The organism is Psychrosphaera ytuae, assembly GCF_017638545.1.
GTDB classification, from domain to species: domain Bacteria; phylum Pseudomonadota; class Gammaproteobacteria; order Enterobacterales; family Alteromonadaceae; genus Psychrosphaera; species Psychrosphaera ytuae.
The window spans coordinates 1,625,916-1,645,587 of sequence record NZ_CP072110.1; the positions used below are offsets into that span (position 1 = coordinate 1,625,916).

Annotated in this window: 16 protein-coding genes and 4 tRNA genes; 3 read left to right on the forward strand and 17 right to left on the reverse strand. The window is 42.5% G+C overall.

The genetic code is table 11. From position 1 onward, the window contains the following. Positions 1-2: 2 nt before the first annotated feature. The 11 genes from oadA to J1N51_RS07180 all read right to left on the reverse strand — a co-directional run bounded on the left by oadA (position 3) and on the right by J1N51_RS07180 (position 9,000). Positions 3-1,805, reverse strand: a complete 1,803-nt coding sequence (gene oadA / locus J1N51_RS07130; protein ID WP_208833233.1) for a sodium-extruding oxaloacetate decarboxylase subunit alpha — start codon at positions 1,803-1,805, stop codon at positions 3-5. Between the two features lie 9 nt (positions 1,806-1,814). Continuing rightward, the gene (locus J1N51_RS07135; protein WP_208833364.1) at positions 1,815-2,054 is read right to left on the reverse strand and encodes an OadG family protein; all 240 of its coding nucleotides are present in this window, start codon (positions 2,052-2,054) and stop codon (positions 1,815-1,817) included. Positions 2,055-2,841: 787 nt separating this feature from the next. After that, positions 2,842-2,918: transfer RNA gene (locus tag J1N51_RS07140), tRNA-Arg, on the reverse strand. A gap of 83 nt (positions 2,919-3,001) precedes the next feature. Continuing rightward, positions 3,002-3,078, reverse strand: a tRNA-Arg gene (locus J1N51_RS07145). Between the two features lie 20 nt (positions 3,079-3,098). Further along, a tRNA-Arg gene (locus tag J1N51_RS07150) sits at positions 3,099-3,175 on the reverse strand. A gap of 21 nt (positions 3,176-3,196) precedes the next feature. Then, positions 3,197-3,289: transfer RNA gene (locus J1N51_RS07155), tRNA-Ser, on the reverse strand. Positions 3,290-3,444: 155 nt separating this feature from the next. Then, positions 3,445-3,636, reverse strand: a complete 192-nt coding sequence (csrA, locus tag J1N51_RS07160) for a carbon storage regulator CsrA (protein ID WP_208833234.1) — start codon at positions 3,634-3,636, stop codon at positions 3,445-3,447. A gap of 97 nt (positions 3,637-3,733) precedes the next feature. Then, positions 3,734-5,044 carry an aspartate kinase gene (locus J1N51_RS07165; protein WP_208833235.1) on the reverse strand — a complete coding sequence of 437 codons (1,311 nt, stop codon included), beginning with the start codon at positions 5,042-5,044 and terminating at the stop codon, positions 3,734-3,736. Between the two features lie 43 nt (positions 5,045-5,087). Continuing rightward, positions 5,088-7,712: an alanine--tRNA ligase gene (gene alaS / locus J1N51_RS07170; protein WP_208833236.1), complete on the reverse strand. Its 2,625-nt coding sequence runs from the start codon at positions 7,710-7,712 to the stop codon at positions 5,088-5,090. Positions 7,713-7,743: 31 nt separating this feature from the next. Continuing rightward, positions 7,744-8,232, reverse strand: coding sequence for a regulatory protein RecX (locus J1N51_RS07175; protein WP_208833237.1), 489 nt, complete (start codon positions 8,230-8,232; stop codon positions 7,744-7,746). Positions 8,233-8,235: 3 nt separating this feature from the next. Beyond that, positions 8,236-9,000, reverse strand: coding sequence for a hypothetical protein (locus J1N51_RS07180; protein ID WP_208833238.1), 765 nt, complete (start codon positions 8,998-9,000; stop codon positions 8,236-8,238). Between the two features lie 140 nt (positions 9,001-9,140). Here J1N51_RS07180 and J1N51_RS07185 point away from each other — a divergent pair, with 140 nt between their 5' ends. Then, a complete protein-coding gene (locus J1N51_RS07185; protein WP_208833239.1) occupies positions 9,141-10,370 on the forward strand; it encodes a GNAT family N-acetyltransferase in 1,230 nt (409 codons plus the stop codon). Positions 10,371-10,392: 22 nt separating this feature from the next. On the opposite strand, the gene metH is transcribed toward J1N51_RS07185, so the two are convergent. From metH to J1N51_RS07200, 3 genes are all read right to left on the reverse strand, one after another. After that, positions 10,393-13,032: a methionine synthase gene (gene metH, locus J1N51_RS07190; protein ID WP_208833240.1), complete on the reverse strand. Its 2,640-nt coding sequence runs from the start codon at positions 13,030-13,032 to the stop codon at positions 10,393-10,395. 3 nt (positions 13,033-13,035) lie between these two features. Next, positions 13,036-14,103 (reverse strand): homocysteine S-methyltransferase family protein, encoded by a 1,068-nt coding sequence (locus J1N51_RS07195; protein WP_232842882.1) that lies wholly within the window; start codon positions 14,101-14,103, stop codon positions 13,036-13,038. 186 nt (positions 14,104-14,289) lie between these two features. After that, positions 14,290-15,183, reverse strand: a complete 894-nt coding sequence (locus tag J1N51_RS07200) for a methyl-accepting chemotaxis protein (protein ID WP_208833242.1) — start codon at positions 15,181-15,183, stop codon at positions 14,290-14,292. Positions 15,184-15,518: 335 nt separating this feature from the next. Between J1N51_RS07200 and J1N51_RS07205 the strand changes: the two genes are divergently transcribed. Continuing rightward, positions 15,519-16,745, forward strand: coding sequence for an EAL and HDOD domain-containing protein (locus J1N51_RS07205; protein WP_208833243.1), 1,227 nt, complete (start codon positions 15,519-15,521; stop codon positions 16,743-16,745). A gap of 84 nt (positions 16,746-16,829) precedes the next feature. Here the strand turns inward: J1N51_RS07205 and J1N51_RS07210 are convergent, their stop codons facing one another. Together J1N51_RS07210 and J1N51_RS07215 are read right to left on the reverse strand one after the other, a co-directional pair. Beyond that, complete coding sequence (locus J1N51_RS07210; RefSeq protein WP_208833244.1) at positions 16,830-17,192, reverse strand: ComEA family DNA-binding protein; 363 nt, start codon at positions 17,190-17,192, stop codon at positions 16,830-16,832. Positions 17,193-17,294: 102 nt separating this feature from the next. Continuing rightward, positions 17,295-18,170: a LysR family transcriptional regulator gene (locus J1N51_RS07215; RefSeq protein WP_208833245.1), complete on the reverse strand. Its 876-nt coding sequence runs from the start codon at positions 18,168-18,170 to the stop codon at positions 17,295-17,297. A gap of 442 nt (positions 18,171-18,612) precedes the next feature. Between J1N51_RS07215 and J1N51_RS07220 the strand changes: the two genes are divergently transcribed. After that, positions 18,613-18,792, forward strand: a complete 180-nt coding sequence (locus J1N51_RS07220) for a DUF2970 domain-containing protein (RefSeq protein WP_232842883.1) — start codon at positions 18,613-18,615, stop codon at positions 18,790-18,792. Between the two features lie 19 nt (positions 18,793-18,811). Here the strand turns inward: J1N51_RS07220 and J1N51_RS07225 are convergent, their stop codons facing one another. Then, positions 18,812-19,666, reverse strand: coding sequence for a Dam family site-specific DNA-(adenine-N6)-methyltransferase (locus J1N51_RS07225; protein WP_208833246.1), 855 nt, complete (start codon positions 19,664-19,666; stop codon positions 18,812-18,814). Between the last annotated feature and the right edge of the window lie 6 nt (positions 19,667-19,672).

Consider the following 19,672-nt stretch of genomic DNA (forward strand, 5'->3'; position numbering starts at 1 on the left):
GACTATCCTATTGTTAGAAGTTGATCGCCGGTAGACACTGCGTCTCCCTCTTTACAATCAATACTGACAACTTGGCCAGATTGAGTTGCGCGCACTTCCGTTTCCATTTTCATTGCTTCAAGAATGATCACGACGTCACCTTCATTAACGGCTTGCCCTGGTTTTACTAAGACTTTGAAAATGTTTCCGGCTAATGGTGCATTAAGTGCTGCGCCTGGACCAGAAGGGGCTTTGTTTGCCTGCTCAGCTGGCGCGCTAGAACTTGTTTGCGGCTCTACCGAAACAATGCTACCCGAAGGTGCCACCACCACTTCATAACTCTTTCCATCAACAGCAACCGTGTAGCTTTCAGCTTGGCCGCTATTTCCACTTGCTTTAGCCTGAACAGAAGGTGAACTTTGTTTAGATTCTTCTGTTTGACCTGGAGCAGGTTCAAAAGCCTCTGGGTTATCTCGATTTTCTAAGAATTTAAGACCAATTTGTGTAAACAAAGCATAAGTCAGCACATCATCAATTTTGTCTTCTGCAATCCGCAAATTTTTCTCTTTAGCGAGGTCAGACAGTTCGGCTGTAAGTTTGTCGAGCTCGTCTTCTAACACATCGGCTGGGCGACAAGTAATTGGCTCTTTGCCTTCAAGAACACGCAGTTGTAGCTCCTTATTAACTGGTGCTGCTGTTGCGCCGTACTCACCTTTTAAAACACCAGCCGTTTCTTTAGTTATCGATTTGTAGCGCTCTCCTGTCAGTACGTTCAATACCGCCTGAGTACCGACTATTTGTGAAGTAGGTGTTACCAAAGGAATAAAACCTAAGTCTTCCCGAACCGCAGGAATTTCTTTAAGAACATCATCAAGCTTGTCTGCAGCACCTTGCTCTTTTAGCTGATTTTCCATGTTAGTTAACATGCCACCTGGCACTTGAGCTAACAAAATACGAGAATCGACGCCTTTTAAACTTCCTTCAAATTGCGCGTATTTTTTACGAACATCTCTGAAGTATGCGGCAATCTCTTCTAACAAGACTAAATCTAAGCCTGTGTCACGTTCAGTACCTTCTACAATAGAAACCATCGTTTCCGTGGCACTGTGACCATAAGTCATACTCATCGATGATACTGCTGTATCGAGCATATCAATACCCGCATCTATAGCTTTCTGATATGTTGCTGTTGATAACCCTGTCGTTGCATGACATTGCATTGCAATTGGAATATCAACTGTCTTTTTCAATTCAGTGATAAGCTCTTCACACTCATAAGGCTTGAGTAAACCGGCCATGTCTTTGATACAAATAGAGTGACTGCCCATGTCTTCTAGGCGTTTTGCCATATCCAGCCACATCGACAAGTTGTGAACCGGAGATACCGTATATGAAATAGTACCCTGTGCATGCGCGCCAATATCAACCGCCGTTTTAATCGCCGTTTCTAAATTGCGAATATCGTTCATCGCATCAAATATGCGGAACACATCAACCCCGTTGGTGTGTGCTCGTTCAACAAACTTTCTCACGACATCGTCAGCGTAATGGCGATAACCCAAAAGGTTTTGACCGCGTAACAACATTTGTTGCTTGGTATTTGGCATGGCTTTTTTAAGAGCGCGAATACGCTCCCAAGGATCTTCCCCTAAATAACGAATACAAGAATCAAAAGTAGCACCGCCCCATGATTCCATTGACCAATAGCCAACTTTGTCGAGCTTTTCGGCAATCGGTAACATATCTTCTAGACGTAAACGCGTTGCAAGCAATGACTGATGGGCGTCTCGTAATACAAGTTCGGTTAGCTTTAACGGCTTTTTCATGTTCATTCCTTATTTTTGATTCTTTTTATATTGATGAACAGCAGCACTGATTGCCGCAACGACATGTTCTGGAACGGCCTGCTCGCCGCTTGTAGGATGAGCTGGTAAAGTTTGAGGTAACTCTTCTTGTCCCGCAAACTTAGAAAGTAACTTAGTTGCAAAGATAAGTAGTGTTAAAAAAACAAACACCACTACCATACCAACAAGCATCAACAGCCCAGCTTCTAAAAGTAACTCCGAAATCGGCATCATTTTCCCCTTGAGCGCCAACAAGAACCTGAATAAAACAACAAAATAACTGAATATTTAAGAGCCATTCTTGTTGAAAAATTAGAGTATTAACTCTTTTCTAACATAGAAAATACTATTTTTAAATGATTTTTATATAAAGCACATTATCTACTTGCACCAAGCAAATGCATAAATACGCAAACAAATAGTGATATAAACCAAAGTCTAAATGTTTGATAAATAATCGAACTTTTTAAAGATTAGTTGATAAATCAGAAGTTAGCGAGGCGGGTTTGCGCTGTTTTTGTGCAATTTTTGTCGAACCTAACGGAGGTTCTCATCCGACCCGAGCTAGTTATAGACTGTGCCGATAAACTTGCCAACTAAACTAATCTTGAGGGGTGAGTATTGACTGAGCGTTTACGAGGCGTTGCTGCACATGGATGTGCAGCTGGGAGCATTACATGGATGTACTTGGGCGGCCGAGATAAAGGCCAGTCACTGCTCAGCCCATTCACTCTCGAACCTTGCAGAGGTTCTCATCCGACCCGAGCTAGGATAGATCTATTTTGTCGTTTAGTTGAGTGTAAAAATAGAAGTTTGTGTGTGTTGAGAAGATGGCGCGCTCGGGAGGATTACTCCGTATGTCCCTATACTCCGCCCTTCGGGCCGCCTAAAGGCGTGCAAAAATGTTCCAGACATTTTTGTCGAACCTTGCAGAGGTTCTCATCCGACCCGAGCTAGGATAGATCTATTTTGTCGTTTAGTTGAGTGTAAAAATAGAAGTTTGTGTGTGTTGAGAAGATGGCGCGCTCGGGAGGATTCGAACCTCCGACCGCCTGGTTCGTAGCCAGGTACTCTATCCAGCTGAGCTACGAGCGCGCAACAATATCTCAAAAACAAAATCGAGCTGTAATATCCATTTTAGCAGGGGATTTTATATTGAAAAGTTTGAGGAGTTTAAATGGCGCGCTCGGGAGGATTCGAACCTCCGACCGCCTGGTTCGTAGCCAGGTACTCTATCCAGCTGAGCTACGAGCGCGCAATATTAAACTTTAAGAATGGCGCGCTCGGGAGGATTCGAACCTCCGACCGCCTGGTTCGTAGCCAGGTACTCTATCCAGCTGAGCTACGAGCGCGCATTACTTAAATACATTGAATGGCGGAGAGGGGGGGATTCGAACCCCCGATAGGGCTACAAACCCTATACTCCCTTAGCAGGGGAGCGCCTTCAGCCACTCGGCCACCTCTCCAATCAATGCGGGGTGTATAGTAATGATCTAAGAATATAAGTCAAACAAAAATTTAACATTGGCTCATCAATTGCGTTGATTTTAACCAATTGGCGAGGCTTTCGTCATTTTATTAGCCAAAAATAAAAAAACCGGCCAAAGGCCGGTCGTTTTGCTTACTCAGCGTCTGAAGGTGTACCACCTTTTTCAGCTTGAATTCGCATGTAGATTTCTTCACGGTGAACCGCTACTTCTTTAGGGGCATTAACACCAATTCTTACTTGGTTGCCTTTCACTCCTAAGACGGTGACGGTGACTTCATCACCAATCATTAACGTTTCACCAACACGACGAGTTAGTATAAGCATTCTAAGCTCCTTATATGCTTACTTAGGTTTCTTTCAAAAGTGAAAGCTACGTATCGGACTTCTCCGAACTGCGTATTCTACCTACAGTCACAGCATCTTACAATTTAATTGATTGTTCAGCGTTCAGTGCAAATTCTTCATGAAGTGCATTTACCGCCAGTTCCATATACCTTTTATCAATAATCACAGAAACTTTAATTTCTGTTGCCGATGCGAGTAAAACCGGAATTTGCTGTCTTGCCAATCGCTTAAGTACTGCGGTGATCACTCCTGCATGACTTCGCATTCCCACTCCGACTACAGAAATCTTAGCAACAGAATCCGAGACTTGCATAACTTGACCTGAAAATAATTTATTTTTTTCAGTATATTGCTGCAATAGGGACAAGGCTGTCGGTAAATCTTTTGTTTTGATCACAAAACGAATCGCTGCCACGGTTGACTCATGGGTAAAACTCGCTTCGTGACTCAACATGTCCAACTCAATGTCTTGCTCAGTCAAAACCGATAAAAGGTCAAACACTTCAGTTTGTGGTACGGCAGGAAGATCAAATACGATCATTGCTTCATTTTCTGACGCTGTAATACCGGTTATTTTTTTGTTTTCCATGGCAACCTTTTGTTTACTGACTCTCTGATCAAGTTCTGTGTGTCGGGTAACAGACGAGGTGATCAATGTCCCACTTTGCTGAATATCTGAATTGGTAGGTGAAAAGCTGGATAACACTCGCAGTGGCACATGATATTTGCCAGCCAATTCAACTGAACGCCTATGTAAAACTTTTGCACCACAACTGGCTAACTCAAACATTTCCTCAAACGTTACCTCAGATAGCTTTTGAGCACATTTAACCAATCTAGGGTCTGTGGTATAGACACCGTCAACATCAGTAAAAATCTGGCACTCATCTGCTTCGATTGCTGCAGCTACTGCAACGGCTGTAGTATCTGTTCCACCTCGGCCTAGAGATATTAAGTTTTGCTCAATATCTCGGCCTTGAAAACCAGCGACAATAACGATTCGATTGTGTTGTAAATGTTCTTCAATGACTTGCGTGTTAATTGATTCGATGCGGGCATTTCCAAAGTGCCCAGCCGCCTTTATGCCCGCTTGGTCGGCAAGCATAGAAACAGCCGAGTAACCACGACTTATCAACGCAATAGAAAGCAAAGCAATTGAGACTTGTTCACCAGCGGTGACCAAAACATCATGCTCTCTTGCAGAAGGGGTGTCTGTAATTTGTAGGGCGAGTTCGGTCAAACGGTTGGTTTCACCAGCCATTGCTGACACAACAACCACGACTCTGTGACCTTGTTGAATAGTGTGAATAATACGGTCGGCAACCTGTTGTATTCGCTCGATAGAGCCAACTGATGTACCGCCGTACTTTTGAACAAATAACGCCATTTAGATTTCCGTGAGCCCCTAAGGGCTCTAGCGTTGATATAAATTAAACGAGTTTTGAGGCAATAAATGCTTCAGCTGCTGCTAACGCCGCATCGATGTTTTCTGGCTGTGAACCACCCGCTTGTGCCATATCAGGGCGACCACCGCCTTTACCACCAACTTCAGCAGCGGCTGCATTAACTAAATCGCCAGACTTAACCTTACCAATTAAGTCCTTAGTTACACCTGCAATCAAGCTCACTTTATTGTCGTTACTTGCGACTAAAAGCATAACAACAGAACCGATCTTGTTCTTAAGATCGTCAACTAAACCACGTAGAGATTTAGGATCTGCTGCGCCTAAGTTAACAATAAGTGTATTAACACCGTTAACAACTTTAACTTGCTCAGTCAGGTTACTACCCTGTTGGCTCGCCATTTTGTCTTGAAGTTGACGAAGCTCTTTTTCTAACTGTTTTACTTTAGCAACAGACTGCTCAACTTTTTCAACTAAAGCTGATGGTTCCGCTTTAAGAACTGAAGCTGCTTGGTTAATTGTGTTTTCTAAACCGTGTACGTATTCTACCGCAGCTAAGCCAGTTACGGCCTCGATACGACGTACTCCAGCAGCAATACCGGCTTCGCTGATAATTTTGAATAAGCCAATATCACCGGTGCTATTTACGTGCGTACCACCACATAATTCTATCGAGTAGTCACCCATCGAAACCACTCGAACTTCATCGTCGTACTTCTCACCAAATAACGCCATAGCACCTTTTGCTTTGGCATCTTCGATTGCCATAACTTCGGTTCCTAGCGGTAAATTACGCTGGATTTGCTGGTTAACTTGACGCTCAACTTCTTTAATTTGTTCTGCCGTCACACCTTCATAATGTGAAAAGTCAAAACGGAACTTGTCTGCTTCTACTAAAGAGCCTTTTTGACCTACGTGCTCACCAAGAACATTGCGAAGTGCTGCGTGAATCAAATGAGTTGCTGAGTGATTTTTCTTAATCGCTTCACGACGTGCAGTATCGATAGTTGCTTTGGCTAAATCACCAAGGTTAACTGAGCCATTTGCTGTACCGTAGTGCGCAATCGCATTGCCTAACTTTTGCGTATCGGCAACAACAAAGCTACCGCCACTTACTGTGATCTCACCTTTGTCACCAGATTGACCACCAGATTCTGCATAGAATGGCGTATTATCAAGGACTAAAATACCTTGCTGACCATCCGCTAAAGATTCGACCGATTGACCGTCAGCAAATAGTTCAGTGACTTTGCCGTCAAACTCAGTTGCATCATAACCACGGAATTCCGACTGTTGCTGACTGGTAATTTGATCGTTGTAGTCTGCTTTAAATGAAGACGCTGCTTGCGACTTTTTACGTTGCTCAAGCATTTGCGCTTCAAAGCCAGCTTCGTCAATAGACAAGCCTTTTTCACGAGCAATATCAGCTGTTAAGTCAGCTGGGAAGCCATATGTGTCGTACAAGCTAAAGACCAATTCACCAGGAATTACGTCGCCTTGCATATCAGCCAAGCTAGATTCTAATAACGCTAAGCCACGCTCAAGCGTTTTAGCAAATTGCTCTTCTTCAATGCGTAACATCTTCTCAACCACAGCTTGCTTCTGGGCAAGCTCAGGGTATGCTTCGCCCATCTGCGCAACGAGTGTCGCTACTAGTTTATTAAAGAAGATACCTTGCGCGCCAAGCTTATGACCATGACGAACCGCTCGGCGAATAATACGACGAAGAACATAACCACGACCTTCATTTGACGGCATTACACCATCAACAATCAAAAACGAACAAGAGCGAATGTGATCAGCAATAACACGAAGAGATTTGTTTTCTAAATCTTCAACTTTAAGTAAGTCGGCCGTTGATTTAATCAGATTTTGGAAAATATCGATTTCGTAGTTTGAGTGCACACCTTGAAGGATTGCCGCGATACGCTCGATACCCATACCGGTATCAACAGAAGGCTTAGGTAATGGCGCCATGTCACCATTAGCTGAGCGGTTAAACTGCATAAATACGATGTTCCAGATCTCGATAAAGCGGTCGCCATCTTCCTCTGGTGAGCCCGGAGGACCACCCCAGATGTGCTCGCCGTGATCATAAAAGATCTCTGAACACGGGCCACAAGGACCTGTATCACCCATCGACCAGAAGTTGTCTGATTCGTACTTTTTATCTGCCGATTTATCGCCAATACGAATGATTTTTTCAGCCGGTACGCCAATCTCTTTGTTCCAGATATCAAAGGCTTCATCATCAGTTTCGTATACTGTTACCAAAAGCTTTTCTTCTGGCAATTCAAGAACTTTAGTTAAAAATTCCCAAGCGTATTTAATTGCGTCCTGTTTGAAATAGTCACCAAAACTAAAATTACCTAACATTTCAAAAAAGGTATGGTGACGTGCTGTATAACCAACGTTTTCTAAGTCATTGTGCTTACCACCAGCACGAACACAACGCTGCGAGCTCGTTGCTCGGGTATAAGGACGTTGTTCAGCCCCTAAAAACACATCTTTAAATGGAACCATACCGGCGTTGGTGAATAACAACGTCGGGTCGTTACCTGGAACAAGAGAGCTAGATTGCACAATTTGGTGCTCTTTGCTTTTAAAGAACTCTAAAAATGCCGTACGTAATGCGGCGGTTGTGTTATACATTCGCTTTACCTAATCGTCGTGTTTGTTGCAGTTATGCCAGCTCATCGTCGGCCGACATCGCATAATTAATTTGGTCTATTGAAAAGCCTCGGTATTGCATATACCTAAAGCGTTTTGCTCGTTCCTTGTGGTCGCCAATTTCGCTCCTACCGTATTTGCGCTGGTAGGTTTCTTTGGCTTGCTCAAACCAATCCGTTGTTTGAGCGTCTAAGTGAGGTTCAGCGTCTTGGCTTTTTACCCCGTGTTGTTTCAAATCATTGATGATTCGATAGGGGCCAAGTCCTGCTGAGGTTTTCGACCGGATAAACGCTAAAATATAACGTTCTTCACTCAGCCAGTCGTTTTCTATCAAACGCTCTAACAACTCACTTTTCATGCGCTCATCTTCGCACACTTTGTCTAACTTTTTTTGAAAGTCAGAAATTGAGTAATCTCGCTTGGACAGCCAGTACAGTGCCCGATTATACAGCTTTTTCGGATCTGTAATGGGATCGTACTTTATAGCCGGATTAAAGCCCATTAACTACTCGCCGTCTAGCCTATTTTCTGAATTTTGATGTTCATTTTTATCGATTGATTGTTCTGAATCAAAGTCTGTGTCAAAACTGTCATTCTGTACCGGGCGGTAAATGTCCAAAAACGCCTGCAGGAACATTAGCGTTAAAACTGCATATCCAATTACCCAACCAATGATCAATATCGGAAAAGACACAACCAGTATCATCATGCTGACCAAGCCATAAACCGTCAAAGGCAAGCCATTAACCCAACATGCTTTAAAACTCATCTTTAACAAATCAATGACAGAAGATTTTGGTGCCACCCAGGCTGATTGAACTAAAAACGCAGTTAGCATAAAGTTAACTAACATCAATACCGAAATAACAATCAAATCGGACATTGACGGCGGGATTTGCTCAGCTGCTTGTTGCACGATTTCAGTCGCCAAAATCGAAGCTGGAATATTGAGTAAAATCGTCACAGCGGCAACACTAAAAAAGATTCGATATTCTTTAAAACGATTAAAATATTGGAACAAATCGCCTAGTTCTACGTTGTTTTCTTGCTCTACTTGAGAAGCAACTTGAAAAAAGCCCGCTGATAAAAAAGGAGTTAAAAGAAACGCGACAAAATTAAACAGTGGAATCACCATTCCCAATACAGCGACCAGTAACATGATCCCAGCCATTCCCATAAAAACAGATGGGTTTAGTGTAAACACACGCCAGCCGCGTTTAATCCATTGGAATGCCGACAAAGTGGGTCTTTTTTGTACTTCTAATTGCATTACGTTGCGCCTAATTTGAGCTTTGTGAGTAGAATTATCAATGTGAATTCGGTGTAATGGTCAATAATACCTGATTAAACGCGTATTTCCATTACCTTAACTTTGAATACTTTTGGATAAATCCGCATCGAGAAAAGACTGTGACTCTAAGCCTTAATTCCGCCTCCTCACTCACGATTCCCGAATCACTGCAATCGCAGTGGCAGATACTGACTAACTTGTCACAACTCAGCCCTTCACAAAGAAAAGTACTGTTTGCAGAACCGACCTGCCCTTTCATTACTTTTGAATTTTTAGATGGCCTTGAACGCCACCAGTGTGTAGGTACACAGACAGGCTGGTCACCTTGCTATTTTTTGTATGAACAAGGGCAGGAATTGGGCTTATTTATCTGTTATTTAAAATCCCATTCTTATGGCGAGTATGTGTTTGATTGGTCATGGGCAGACGCTTACCACCGCCATGGTATTAACTATTACCCTAAGTTGTTGAGTGCAATTCCATTTACGCCAGTGCCTGCCACTAAATGGCTAACTAACTCAACATTAACCGAGCAACAGGCTTGGCAGCAGATCTGTCAGATTACTGAGCATTCTGGAATTACCGGTGCGCACTTGTTGTTTCCACAAGACAACTTTAATAAACAAGCTGATCAGATTGAACGGCAAGGCTGTCAATTTCATTGGTTTAATACACACCCAGAAACTCAGCAGCCTTATCATGATTTTGAAGATTATCTAGCGAGCATGACTGCACGCAAAAGAAAGATGATCAAAAAGGAAAGGCTCAAAGTCGAGAGTGCCGGTTTCAAATGCGAGTGGCGACGTGGCCACGAGATCAGCGAAGAAGAACGAGCGCTATTTTACCAGTTTTATCACAATACTTATTACAAACGCGGCCAAGAAGGTTATTTAACTCGGGCGTTTTTTGATCACGTTTTTGACTCTTTGTCTGACCATGTAAGGCTATTAGTCTGTCAGTTAAACGGCAGAATGGTTGCTGGAGCCCTGTACTTTATCGATAACAGTCATTTGTATGGACGTTACTGGGGACGAGAGTTTACGCCGAGACAAGACAGTGAATCAGGGTCTGTCGAATTCGACGCATTGCATTTTGAAGCGTGTTATTACCAAGGTATCGAGCTTGCGATTGAGATGGGCTTGTCCGTGTTTAACCCCGGAACACAGGGCGAGCACAAAATTCCTAGAGGATTTCAGCCTGTCATAACAAGAAGTTACCACCAGCTGTTTTTAGATCCGTTTCATCAAGCGGTAGAAGATTTTTGTTTGCGAGAGTGTCAACACAACTCAATGTACATTAAAGAGTGTGAGACTCGACTGCCATTTAAACAAAAAGAAAAATCAGTTTAACGCCGACTTAACAACTTTGGTGTTACTGTCTATTCGGCGCTAACATTGTTTCTGCCTGCTCAAGGCTCCATCCTTTAAGCTCTGCATAATGTGCCAACTGATCATCACCAAGTTGCCCTACCGCAAAATACCGACTGTCTGGATGCGCAAAATACCAACCCGATACCGACGCACTCGGCCACATTGCATAGCTTTCAGTAAGGGTCATACCAATGTTGTTCTCGACATCGAGCAGCTGCCATAACTTTTGTTTTTCACTGTGCTCTGGACAAGCAGCGTAACCAGGTGCTGGCCTAATGCCTCTGTATTTTTCACGAATTAACTCTTCGTTAGTTAATGACTCATCCGGCGCGTATCCCCAAAATTCAGTTCTGATCTTTTCGTGAAGAAACTCTGCCAACGCTTCTGCCAAACGGTCGGCGACAGCTTTGACCATGATGTTTTGATAATCATCGTGTTTTTCAAGGAACTTCTCAGCAAGCTCGTCGGCACCAAACCCGGCTGAAACCGCAAACGCTCCAATATAATCGGTAACGCCTGAGTCTTTGGGTGCAACAAAATCCGACAAGCTAAAGTTAGGTGTGTTGTTACGCGTTTTGATTTGCTGACGCAAACAGTGCAGTGTTTCAAGTGGCTCGGCACCCTGATTTGAGGATTGCTCATTGGGATATACCTCAATTGATTCGTCAAAGCTGTTAGCCGCAAACAATCCAAAGACCGCTTTTGCCGAAATAGAGTTTTGCGCAATGATCTCGTCTAACAGCGTATTTGCATCTTCAAATAACTGTTTAGCCTGTTCACCAACAACGGTGTGATTTAGGATCTGTGGGTATTTACCGTGTAACTGCCAGGTCAAAAAGAACGGAGTCCAATCGATATAATCACGCAGCTGGTTTAAGTCTATTTGGTCAAGAACTTGAATCCCAAGTTGTTTGGGTCGAGTTACCTGAGTAGCCCAATCATCGCGCTTAAATCGGTTTTCACGGGCCTGAGCAAAACTGAGTAAAGAGTTAGCCTGATGCTTGCGAGCGTGTTGTGCCTTCGCCCGCTCGTAGTCTTGTTGTACTTGTTCGACAAAGCCAGTACGCAATGACGAGCTTAACAAATTACTAACGACTGATACGGCTCGACTGGCATTAGGAACATAAACAACTGGATGCGAATAATGAGGGTCAATTTTAATCGCGGTATGGGTTTTGGACGTTGTCGCACCTCCAATTAACAAAGGTAAATCAAGCCCTTGGCGAGTCATTTCTTTGGCGACATGGACCATTTCATCAAGTGATGGCGTGATCAAACCGGACAAACCAATAATATCGACCTGTTCTTTTTTGGCGGTCTCTAAAATAGTCTCGGCAGGTACCATAACGCCAAGGTCAATGACTTCGTAGTTATTGCATTGAAGTACAACACCGACGATGTTTTTACCAATATCATGTACATCGCCCTTAACCGTGGCCATCAAAACTTTGCCCTTGCTGGAAGAGGAAGTTTTTAGCGCTTCGATAAATGGATTGAGATAAGCCACTGCCTGTTTCATCACCCGGGCGGACTTTACCACTTGAGGTAAAAACATTTTACCGGCGCCAAACAAATCACCTACAACATTCATCCCATCCATCAAAGGTCCTTCAATGATAGATAAAGGCTGGTCGTACTGTTGCCTCGCCTCTTCGACATCTTGCTCGATAAACTCAGTTATTCCTTTTACTAGCGCAATTTCAAGTCGTTTTTCTACCGTTTCTTGTCGCCAAGCTAAGTCCTTTTTACTTTCTTGTTTGGTATCAGAAAGGTAGTTAGGTGCAATATCTAATAGTCGCTCAGTCGCGTCGGGGTCGCGATTTAAAATGACATCTTCGACCGCCTCTTTTAGCTCTGCAGGAATGTCGTCGTATACGGTTAATTGACCGGCGTTGACAATGGCCATATCTAGTCCGGCTCTTATGGCGTGATATAAAAATACCGAATGCATTGCCTCACGAACTGGATTATTACCTCTAAAAGAAAAAGAGACATTGCTCAAACCACCAGAGACTTTAGCGTGAGGTAAGTGAGTTTTTATATCTTTGACAGCATCAATAAAGGCAACGGCATAATCGTTATGCTCTTCTATCCCCGTGGCGACCGCGAATATATTAGGATCAAAAATAATATCTTGTGGAGCAAACCCAACCTGCTGAACTAAAAGATCATATGCACGTTTACAAATAGCAAACTTTTGCTCTCGAGTTTCGGCCTGACCATGTTCATCAAAAGCCATAACAACGGTCGCTGCACCATACTTTTTGACGAGCTTAGCTTGCCTCAAGAACTCTTCTTCGCCCTCTTTTAACGAGATAGAGTTAACGATCGCTTTGCCCTGTACACACTTTAGTCCCGCTTCAATCACACTCCATTTAGAGCTGTCGAGCATAATCGGTACTTTGGCGATATCAGGTTCTGCAGCAATGAGATTACAAAAGGTCTTCATTGCTTTTTCGGAGTCCAACATGGCTTCATCCATGTTGATATCAATGATTTGAGCACCATTTTCAACTTGCTGACGAGCAACTTCAATGGCTGCCTCGTAATCGTTATTTAAGATCAGCTTTTTAAAAATTGCAGAGCCCGTTACATTGGTTCGTTCGCCGACGTTAATGAAACGACTAAATACATCAGACATCATTTACCCCTGTAACCTAAATATTTCTAATCCCGATAAACGCAATTCAGTGTCTTTTGCTTTCGGCGTTCGTGGCGTGGCTTGCTCAGCAATAGTATGTAACGCTGCGATGTGTGCTGGAGTGGTACCACAACAGCCGCCGACGATGTTTATCCAACCTTCATCAAACCACTCTTGCATTTGCTCAGCCATGATCTCTGGCGTCAGGTCATATTCTCCCATCTCATTGGGTAAACCTGCGTTTGGGTGGACCGATACGTGACATTCAGCAATCTCTGCAAGGGCTTGAACATAGGGTCTTAGCATATCTGGCCCAAGTGCACAGTTCAGTCCTACTGCGAGAGGCTCAACGTGGGCAATCGAAGTGTAAAAGGCCTCTGTAGTCTGGCCCGATAAAGTGCGCCCTGATGCATCTGTGATAGTGCCGCTTATCATCACTGGCCACTTGCGGTTGAGATCATCAAATAAAGTTTGAATAGCAAACAAGGCAGCCTTAGCGTTTAAGGTGTCAAAAACCGTTTCAACCAATAAAATGTCGGCGCCACCTGCTAATAAAGCTCGTGCTGAATGATAGTAATCATTAACTAACGTATCAAAGTCAATCGCTCTATAACCCGGGTCATTTACGTCAGGTGACATAGACGTTGTTTTGGCTGTTGGACCTAACACACCAGCAACAAATCTTGGTTTCTCAGGTGTACTAAATTCATCACATGCTTCTCTTGCAAGTCTGGCTGCGTGATAGTTAATGTCTTGGGCAAGGTGCTCCAATTCGTAATCAGCCATTGATGTTTCGGTCGCATTAAAGGAATTGGTCTCAATAATATCGGCTCCGACCTCGAGGTAGGCCCGATAAATATCTTTGATTATGTCTGGTTGAGTGAGTGTTAGTAGGTCGTTATTTCCTTTGAGTAAAACGTGCCAGTCTTGAAGTTGTTCGCCCCTAAAGTCTTTTTCCTCTAGTTTAAGGCGTTGAATCATAGTTCCCATCGCTCCATCAAGGGTCAACACCTGAGCTTTTAGGCGTTCTTCGATTAACTCTGTTTTGTCTTGTTGGAAATTATCTATCACGACGTGCATCTCATTCTAATGGCCTTATGCGTTGTGCATAAATCAAATCGACCTAATATTTGGTGTTGTATTAAGAGTACGTCAGAAAAAAACAATGTCAACATCTAGATGTTTAGACGTCCATATAAAGTTTTTATAAAAAAGCCAGCTTAGGCTGGCTTAACGTTTTGATGTATAGAAATAAAACTAGCGGTTTAGCTCGTTGATTAACTGACGAGCCAGATCCATATTTTTTGATGAACCATCAATTGCTTTTTCTGTCTCATCTTTAATTTGGTCTAGATGAGCCAAAATATCTGCTGAGTTCGACAATTGATGCTGGACCATTGTAATGGTTTGCTCTACTGATGACTTACTCGTTTCAGCTAATTCTGCCAGGGCACTTAGCTTTTCAGTCGTGTCATCTGCAATTGATACCGATGTATCCATTAAGCTTTCAACTTCAGACTGCTTTGTGATAATTGACGAAGAAATGTCCATAATTTTCTTCATTTCTGTTTGGATTTGATCCGCAGAGCTATTTGCCGTATTCGCAAGTGAACGTACTTCGTCAGCAACAACGGCGAATCCTCTACCGTGCTCACCAGCTCGCGCAGCCTCAATCGCCGCATTCAATGCCAGCAAGTTAGTTTGTTCGGCAATACCTTTGATTGCTTCTACAAGGTGATCGATGTTTTTGCTGTTTTCATCCAATGAAGAAAGAAGCTGGGTAAATTCAGAAATAAAAGTCGCTGAACTTTTAATATTAGAAACCAAACTCGCTAATTGGGCGATCGAATCCTGACTCATTTGGAATGTTTCGTCAGCGCTCTGTTTAGAGCTTGATGAATTAACTTCAATTTCTGAACTTTGATTGATAAAACCAGTGACTTCATCCAAACCAACTTGAACGGTTTCCAACTTGTGCTGAGCCGTTGTATTTACTTTTTGCGCATTAGAAAAAATTTGTTCTGCAAGAGCAAGTGCGCCGGAATACTCAACAGCATCATATGCCGCTGCTTTTTCCTTTAATTCTGTTAACTCTTTGATGCTAACTGTTGTGTGACCATCTGGAATGGCAGACTTAAAAAAATTCAACATTACCGTAAACCTATACGTTTAAAATAAGACTTCATGGAGACAAAGCTGCGTACCAAAACAGAACTGTCTAGAGACGACGTGTGACCATTAATATCGGTCGGCGTCACCATTTCTTTATCTAAAATCAAAATTCCAGCTAAGTATAGTTGGAATTTGTAAACTAATATGAAATTTTCTTATTAAATTCAATGTATTTTTAAAAAGCTTTTATTTAAGCACTCAATAAAAACACATCGATTATCTGCCTCAAACTCACCCGCTGTCGTATGATTTTTGTTTAAAAAGGGCTATGATTACAATCAAGAAATGGAACCACTGTTTAAAGACAACGTTATATGTATTTTTATGCCGCGCGCCAACCGATTTTGAATGTCGAAAAAGAACTCTACGCTTACGAATTATTGTTTAGAGACGGCGTCGATAATGTATTCCCAGAAATAGATGGCGACCTTGCAACTTCACGAATTGTCGAAGGCGCCCAAATTAACTTTGGCTTGCAAGATCTTACGGATAACAAACCTGCATTTATTAACTTTACCCTCGACACCATCGTCAAAAAGTATCCGACAATGATGGCACCAGAATCATTAGTCGTAGAAATATTGGAGACGGTTCAACCAGGGAAACGATTGCTCGCCGAAGTTCAAAAACTCAAAGAGCTTGGCTACACACTGGCCCTAGATGACTATGAACACAAACCTGTATGGCGTCACTTTTTCCCATATATCGACCTGATTAAAGTTGATCTTAGAGAAACTGAGCGCGATCAAGTTGAGGTTATTGTGAAAGACTTGGCCAGTTATCCTAAAATCGCACTATTAGCAGAAAAAGTTGAAACCCTCGAAGAGTTTGAATGGTGTAAGTCTCTGGGCTTTAAATACTTTCAGGGGTTCTTCTTTTCAAAGCCTGAAATGGTTAAAACCAAAAACCTATCGCCTGCACAAATGACCCTGGCCGAGCTACTTTACGAAACTTCAAATGAAGACGTTAATTTACCTAAGATAACGCAGATTTTCGAACGTGATATTAACTTGTCATATAAGTTACTGCGCTATGCAAATTCAGCGGCATTTAATCGAGTGTCCGAAATTGCCACAATAAAACAAGCGATCATTTCGTTGGGCCATTTGGAGCTAAAAAAGTTTTTGTCGCTATTATTCTCTGCGCAAGTAGGAGACTCAAAGCCGGATGAGTTATTAAAAATGTCGATGATTCGCGCCCGTTTCTGTGAGCAACTTGCAATTGCTGAGGGTAGCCAAGACATTGGTAAAGCCTTTTTAACCGGCATGATGTCACTAATTGACGCTATCCTTGATGAATCCATTGAAAAAGTGATGGAGCAACTGCCACTCGCAGCAGAAATAAAACAGGCACTGATCAATAACGAAGGTAAGTTAGCGGAATTTTTAAGCTTGGCCAAAGCGTTTGAACGAGGCAATTGGAGCCAAGAATCAAACTTAGAAAAAGAACTCAACCTACAAGCCGTTGAAATTCCAGCTTTGTATACTGAAGCTTTAAACTGGGCTGACGAACAAATGGATGTGCTTCACGCGACTGAATAAGTGAATGGTTAAGTAACTAAGCTAAATAACTTCTTTAAAAAAGGTAATCGTCAGTTTGGCAATTACCTTTTTTTATTGGCTGGCCTAAACCTTCAGCATAGGTCGCATCTTTGCTAATGCTTTTTCACCAATACCCCTGACACCTAATAAGTCATCAATTGATTTAAAGCCACCTATCAAAGTTTTGTACTCTAAAATGGCTTTGGCTTTTTTAGGACCAACGCCTTTGATGCTTATCCATTCTGACTCGGTCGCTTTATTGATATCAATTTGCTGATTGAGTATCGACAAATCTTCTGACGTTGCCGTTTCGACTGAGTCCGTTGCGGACATCAAAGCTACAGGTAATAGCGATACAGAACTCGTTGTCTTAGCTTCTGCTGTAACTGTGCTTGCAAAAGCCATCGCCAAAATAATTCGTATAACTAAAAGTGTGCCTTTATACATAACATTCTCCTTATTTAAGTGGGAATCATTTCCCACTGTTATGTATAGAAAACATTATTGAGCTTAGCGGTGTACCTAAGTCTAGGAGTTGGTACAGAATGCTTAATCGGCCGCTAATTTAGTTTCAATAACGGTTTTAAACAATTCAGACACCGCCAGATAAAAGCTTCTACGATGACTGGTTTTACGCCAGACTAAGCTCAACTCTCTGGCTGCGTCTGGATTGGTCATACTTTCAGCCTGTAATGATGAACCTTTAAGTACCCCCGAGTTTAATGCCAACGTAGGAAGATATGTTTCACCTTTGTGCCCTTCGACCATTGCCAACAGAGAACTTAAACTAGATGCGTGAAATGGGTGAATATTGTGATCATCAGTAAGGTGACAACCATTAATTGCATGCTCGGATAAACAGTGTTCGCTTTCTAATAAATACGTTCGTGGTTCTTTATTTTCTGGATGAAATACACGATGAAAACGGTCCGACGCAATATCTAGCTTTACAAATTCGTGGGTATCGTAAGGAGTGGCTAACAAAACAATATCTAACTGACCATCACGAAGCAACGAAAGACAGTTATCACTGGTATCCTCTCTTACGTACAGTTGTAACTGTGGACAGTCCATTTGCATCTTCTTGATCAGCTCGGTTAACACAAATGGCGCAATGGTCGGGATTATTCCCACGTGTAACTCACCGACAAATTCGTCGCCGCCGGAACTGGAGGTCGCAACTAGGTCGGCACTCAACTCAATGATCTGTCGTGACTTTTCAACGACATCCAAGCCAAGAGAGGTAAATACAAACGTTTTGTGATCACGCTCTATAAGTTGTGAGTCCAACTGCTCTTCAAGTGACTGAATAGCACTAGATAAGGTCGATTGCGACACAAAACATTTTTTGGCGGCTTGGCCAAAATGGCCGGTATCATGTAAGGCAACAAGGTATTTTAGCTGTTGCAACTTAGGTAACTTCATCGAAAAAACCTATTAAGAATCATTATTGGCGATAATAGCACAGTTTTTTTTTGAACTTTTTGTATTTTAAACGACCAAAAGTCGCAATTGACCGCAGAAATCAGGTAAAGTAGTTATTTCCGATTATGCTTAACACTGGATGTCATGGAGAGGTCTAAAGTCTTATGCTTATATTCAAGACTTTCAAACCCATTTTGTTGGTAACGTTTGTTGCGTTCACACTTGTCATTAGCGCAAGCGCTGAGCAGTGCCCAAAAAATGAAGCACTAAAACAATGCCAAACATCAGCAAACCAGCCCATGACATGGTGGCAAAAAATGCTGGACTTTGAGTTCAGGCAATTTCACCTTTTTGACCTTATTGAGTTTGTAAAAAGAGACAAAGGTGACCACCGAGACTTTAGAGATAAGGGTTCCAACTTAAGCATATAAAAGGATAAGCGTTGAGTATCATTCAAGCGTTTAAAAGTGCCGCGGCCGCATTTTTCGGTGTTCAAAAATCCGAAAATCACAAACAAGACTTCGAGTCTGACACTCCTTTCCCCTTTTTATTAGCAGGCGTCATCCTAGCCATTGGCTTAGTATTACTGCTAGTAACAATCGTCCAAATCGTCTTAGCCTAAACTCCAGAATACAAAGTCTCTAGCCTTTGAGTTTTTTCTTTTGTAAAGGCAGCTTGTATGGCTCATAAAAGGCGAAAATTTCTCCGACCTTCTGGCGATTCGCGCCGTTTTGGCTGATGCTTCGACTTACTCTTACAAACGACTGTTCACTACGGTCGTATAATTTTCGGGTTAATTCGGTATCGTGGTTACTGATCAAAACAGGGATACCACGCTTGTAGGCAGCTCGTTCAGCTATGTTAGCTAGTTTTGCTTGTTCATTCGCATCAAATCCACCCGTCGCATAACTTGTGAAGTTAGCGGTATCTGACAGTGGTGCATAAGGCGGATCACAGTATATAACCGAACCTTTTCGAGCCCGTGAAAAAGTCTTTTTATAATCCTCGCAGACAAACTTAGCTTTTTTGGCTTTTTGTGAAAAAGCGAAAATTTCGTCTTCTGGAAAATATGGTTTGGAATAATCGCCAAACGGCACATTAAAGCCGCCCTTTAAGTTGTAACGGCACAAGCCATTATAACCGTGACGATTAAGGTACAAAAACAACAACGAGCGATAATATGGATCATCTGAGTCATTAAACTCTTGTCGCAAACCATAATACGCAACTTTGTCGTTGTTCTTGTTAACAAAAAGCTTTTTGGCGTCTTTTACAAACGATACGGGTCTGGCTTTTACAAATTTATACAGAGCAATTAAATCAGGATTAACGTCATTGAGTAAATAGCTGTCGTAGTCGCTATTTAAAAATACTGAGCCCGCTCCAACAAAAGGCTCTATCAGCTTCTTGCCCTCTGGAAGTCGTGCGTTGATCTGTTCAACTAAGCCATATTTTCCGCCGGCCCATTTTAAAAAGGCCCGTGTTTTTTTCTTCATTTAATG

Bases quoted from the DNA above. Each gene is read 5' to 3' on its own strand.
- oadA (WP_208833233.1), bottom strand. From the start codon at position 1,805: ATGAAAAAGCCGTTAAAGCTAACCGAACTTGTATTACGAGACGCCCAT.
- J1N51_RS07135 (WP_208833364.1), bottom strand. From the start codon at position 2,054: ATGCCGATTTCGGAGTTACTTTTAGAAGCTGGGCTGTTGATGCTTGTT.
- csrA (WP_208833234.1), bottom strand. From the start codon at position 3,636: ATGCTTATACTAACTCGTCGTGTTGGTGAAACGTTAATGATTGGTGAT.
- J1N51_RS07165 (WP_208833235.1), bottom strand. From the start codon at position 5,044: ATGGCGTTATTTGTTCAAAAGTACGGCGGTACATCAGTTGGCTCTATC.
- alaS (WP_208833236.1), bottom strand. From the start codon at position 7,712: ATGTATAACACAACCGCCGCATTACGTACGGCATTTTTAGAGTTCTTT.
- J1N51_RS07175 (WP_208833237.1), bottom strand. From the start codon at position 8,232: ATGGGCTTTAATCCGGCTATAAAGTACGATCCCATTACAGATCCGAAA.
- J1N51_RS07180 (WP_208833238.1), bottom strand. From the start codon at position 9,000: ATGCAATTAGAAGTACAAAAAAGACCCACTTTGTCGGCATTCCAATGG.
- metH (WP_208833240.1), bottom strand. From the start codon at position 13,032: ATGTCTGATGTATTTAGTCGTTTCATTAACGTCGGCGAACGAACCAAT.
- J1N51_RS07200 (WP_208833242.1), bottom strand. From the start codon at position 15,183: ATGTTGAATTTTTTTAAGTCTGCCATTCCAGATGGTCACACAACAGTT.
- J1N51_RS07205 (WP_208833243.1), top strand. From the start codon at position 15,519: ATGTATTTTTATGCCGCGCGCCAACCGATTTTGAATGTCGAAAAAGAA.
- J1N51_RS07210 (WP_208833244.1), bottom strand. From the start codon at position 17,192: ATGTATAAAGGCACACTTTTAGTTATACGAATTATTTTGGCGATGGCT.
- J1N51_RS07215 (WP_208833245.1), bottom strand. From the start codon at position 18,170: ATGAAGTTACCTAAGTTGCAACAGCTAAAATACCTTGTTGCCTTACAT.
- J1N51_RS07225 (WP_208833246.1), bottom strand. From the start codon at position 19,666: ATGAAGAAAAAAACACGGGCCTTTTTAAAATGGGCCGGCGGAAAATAT.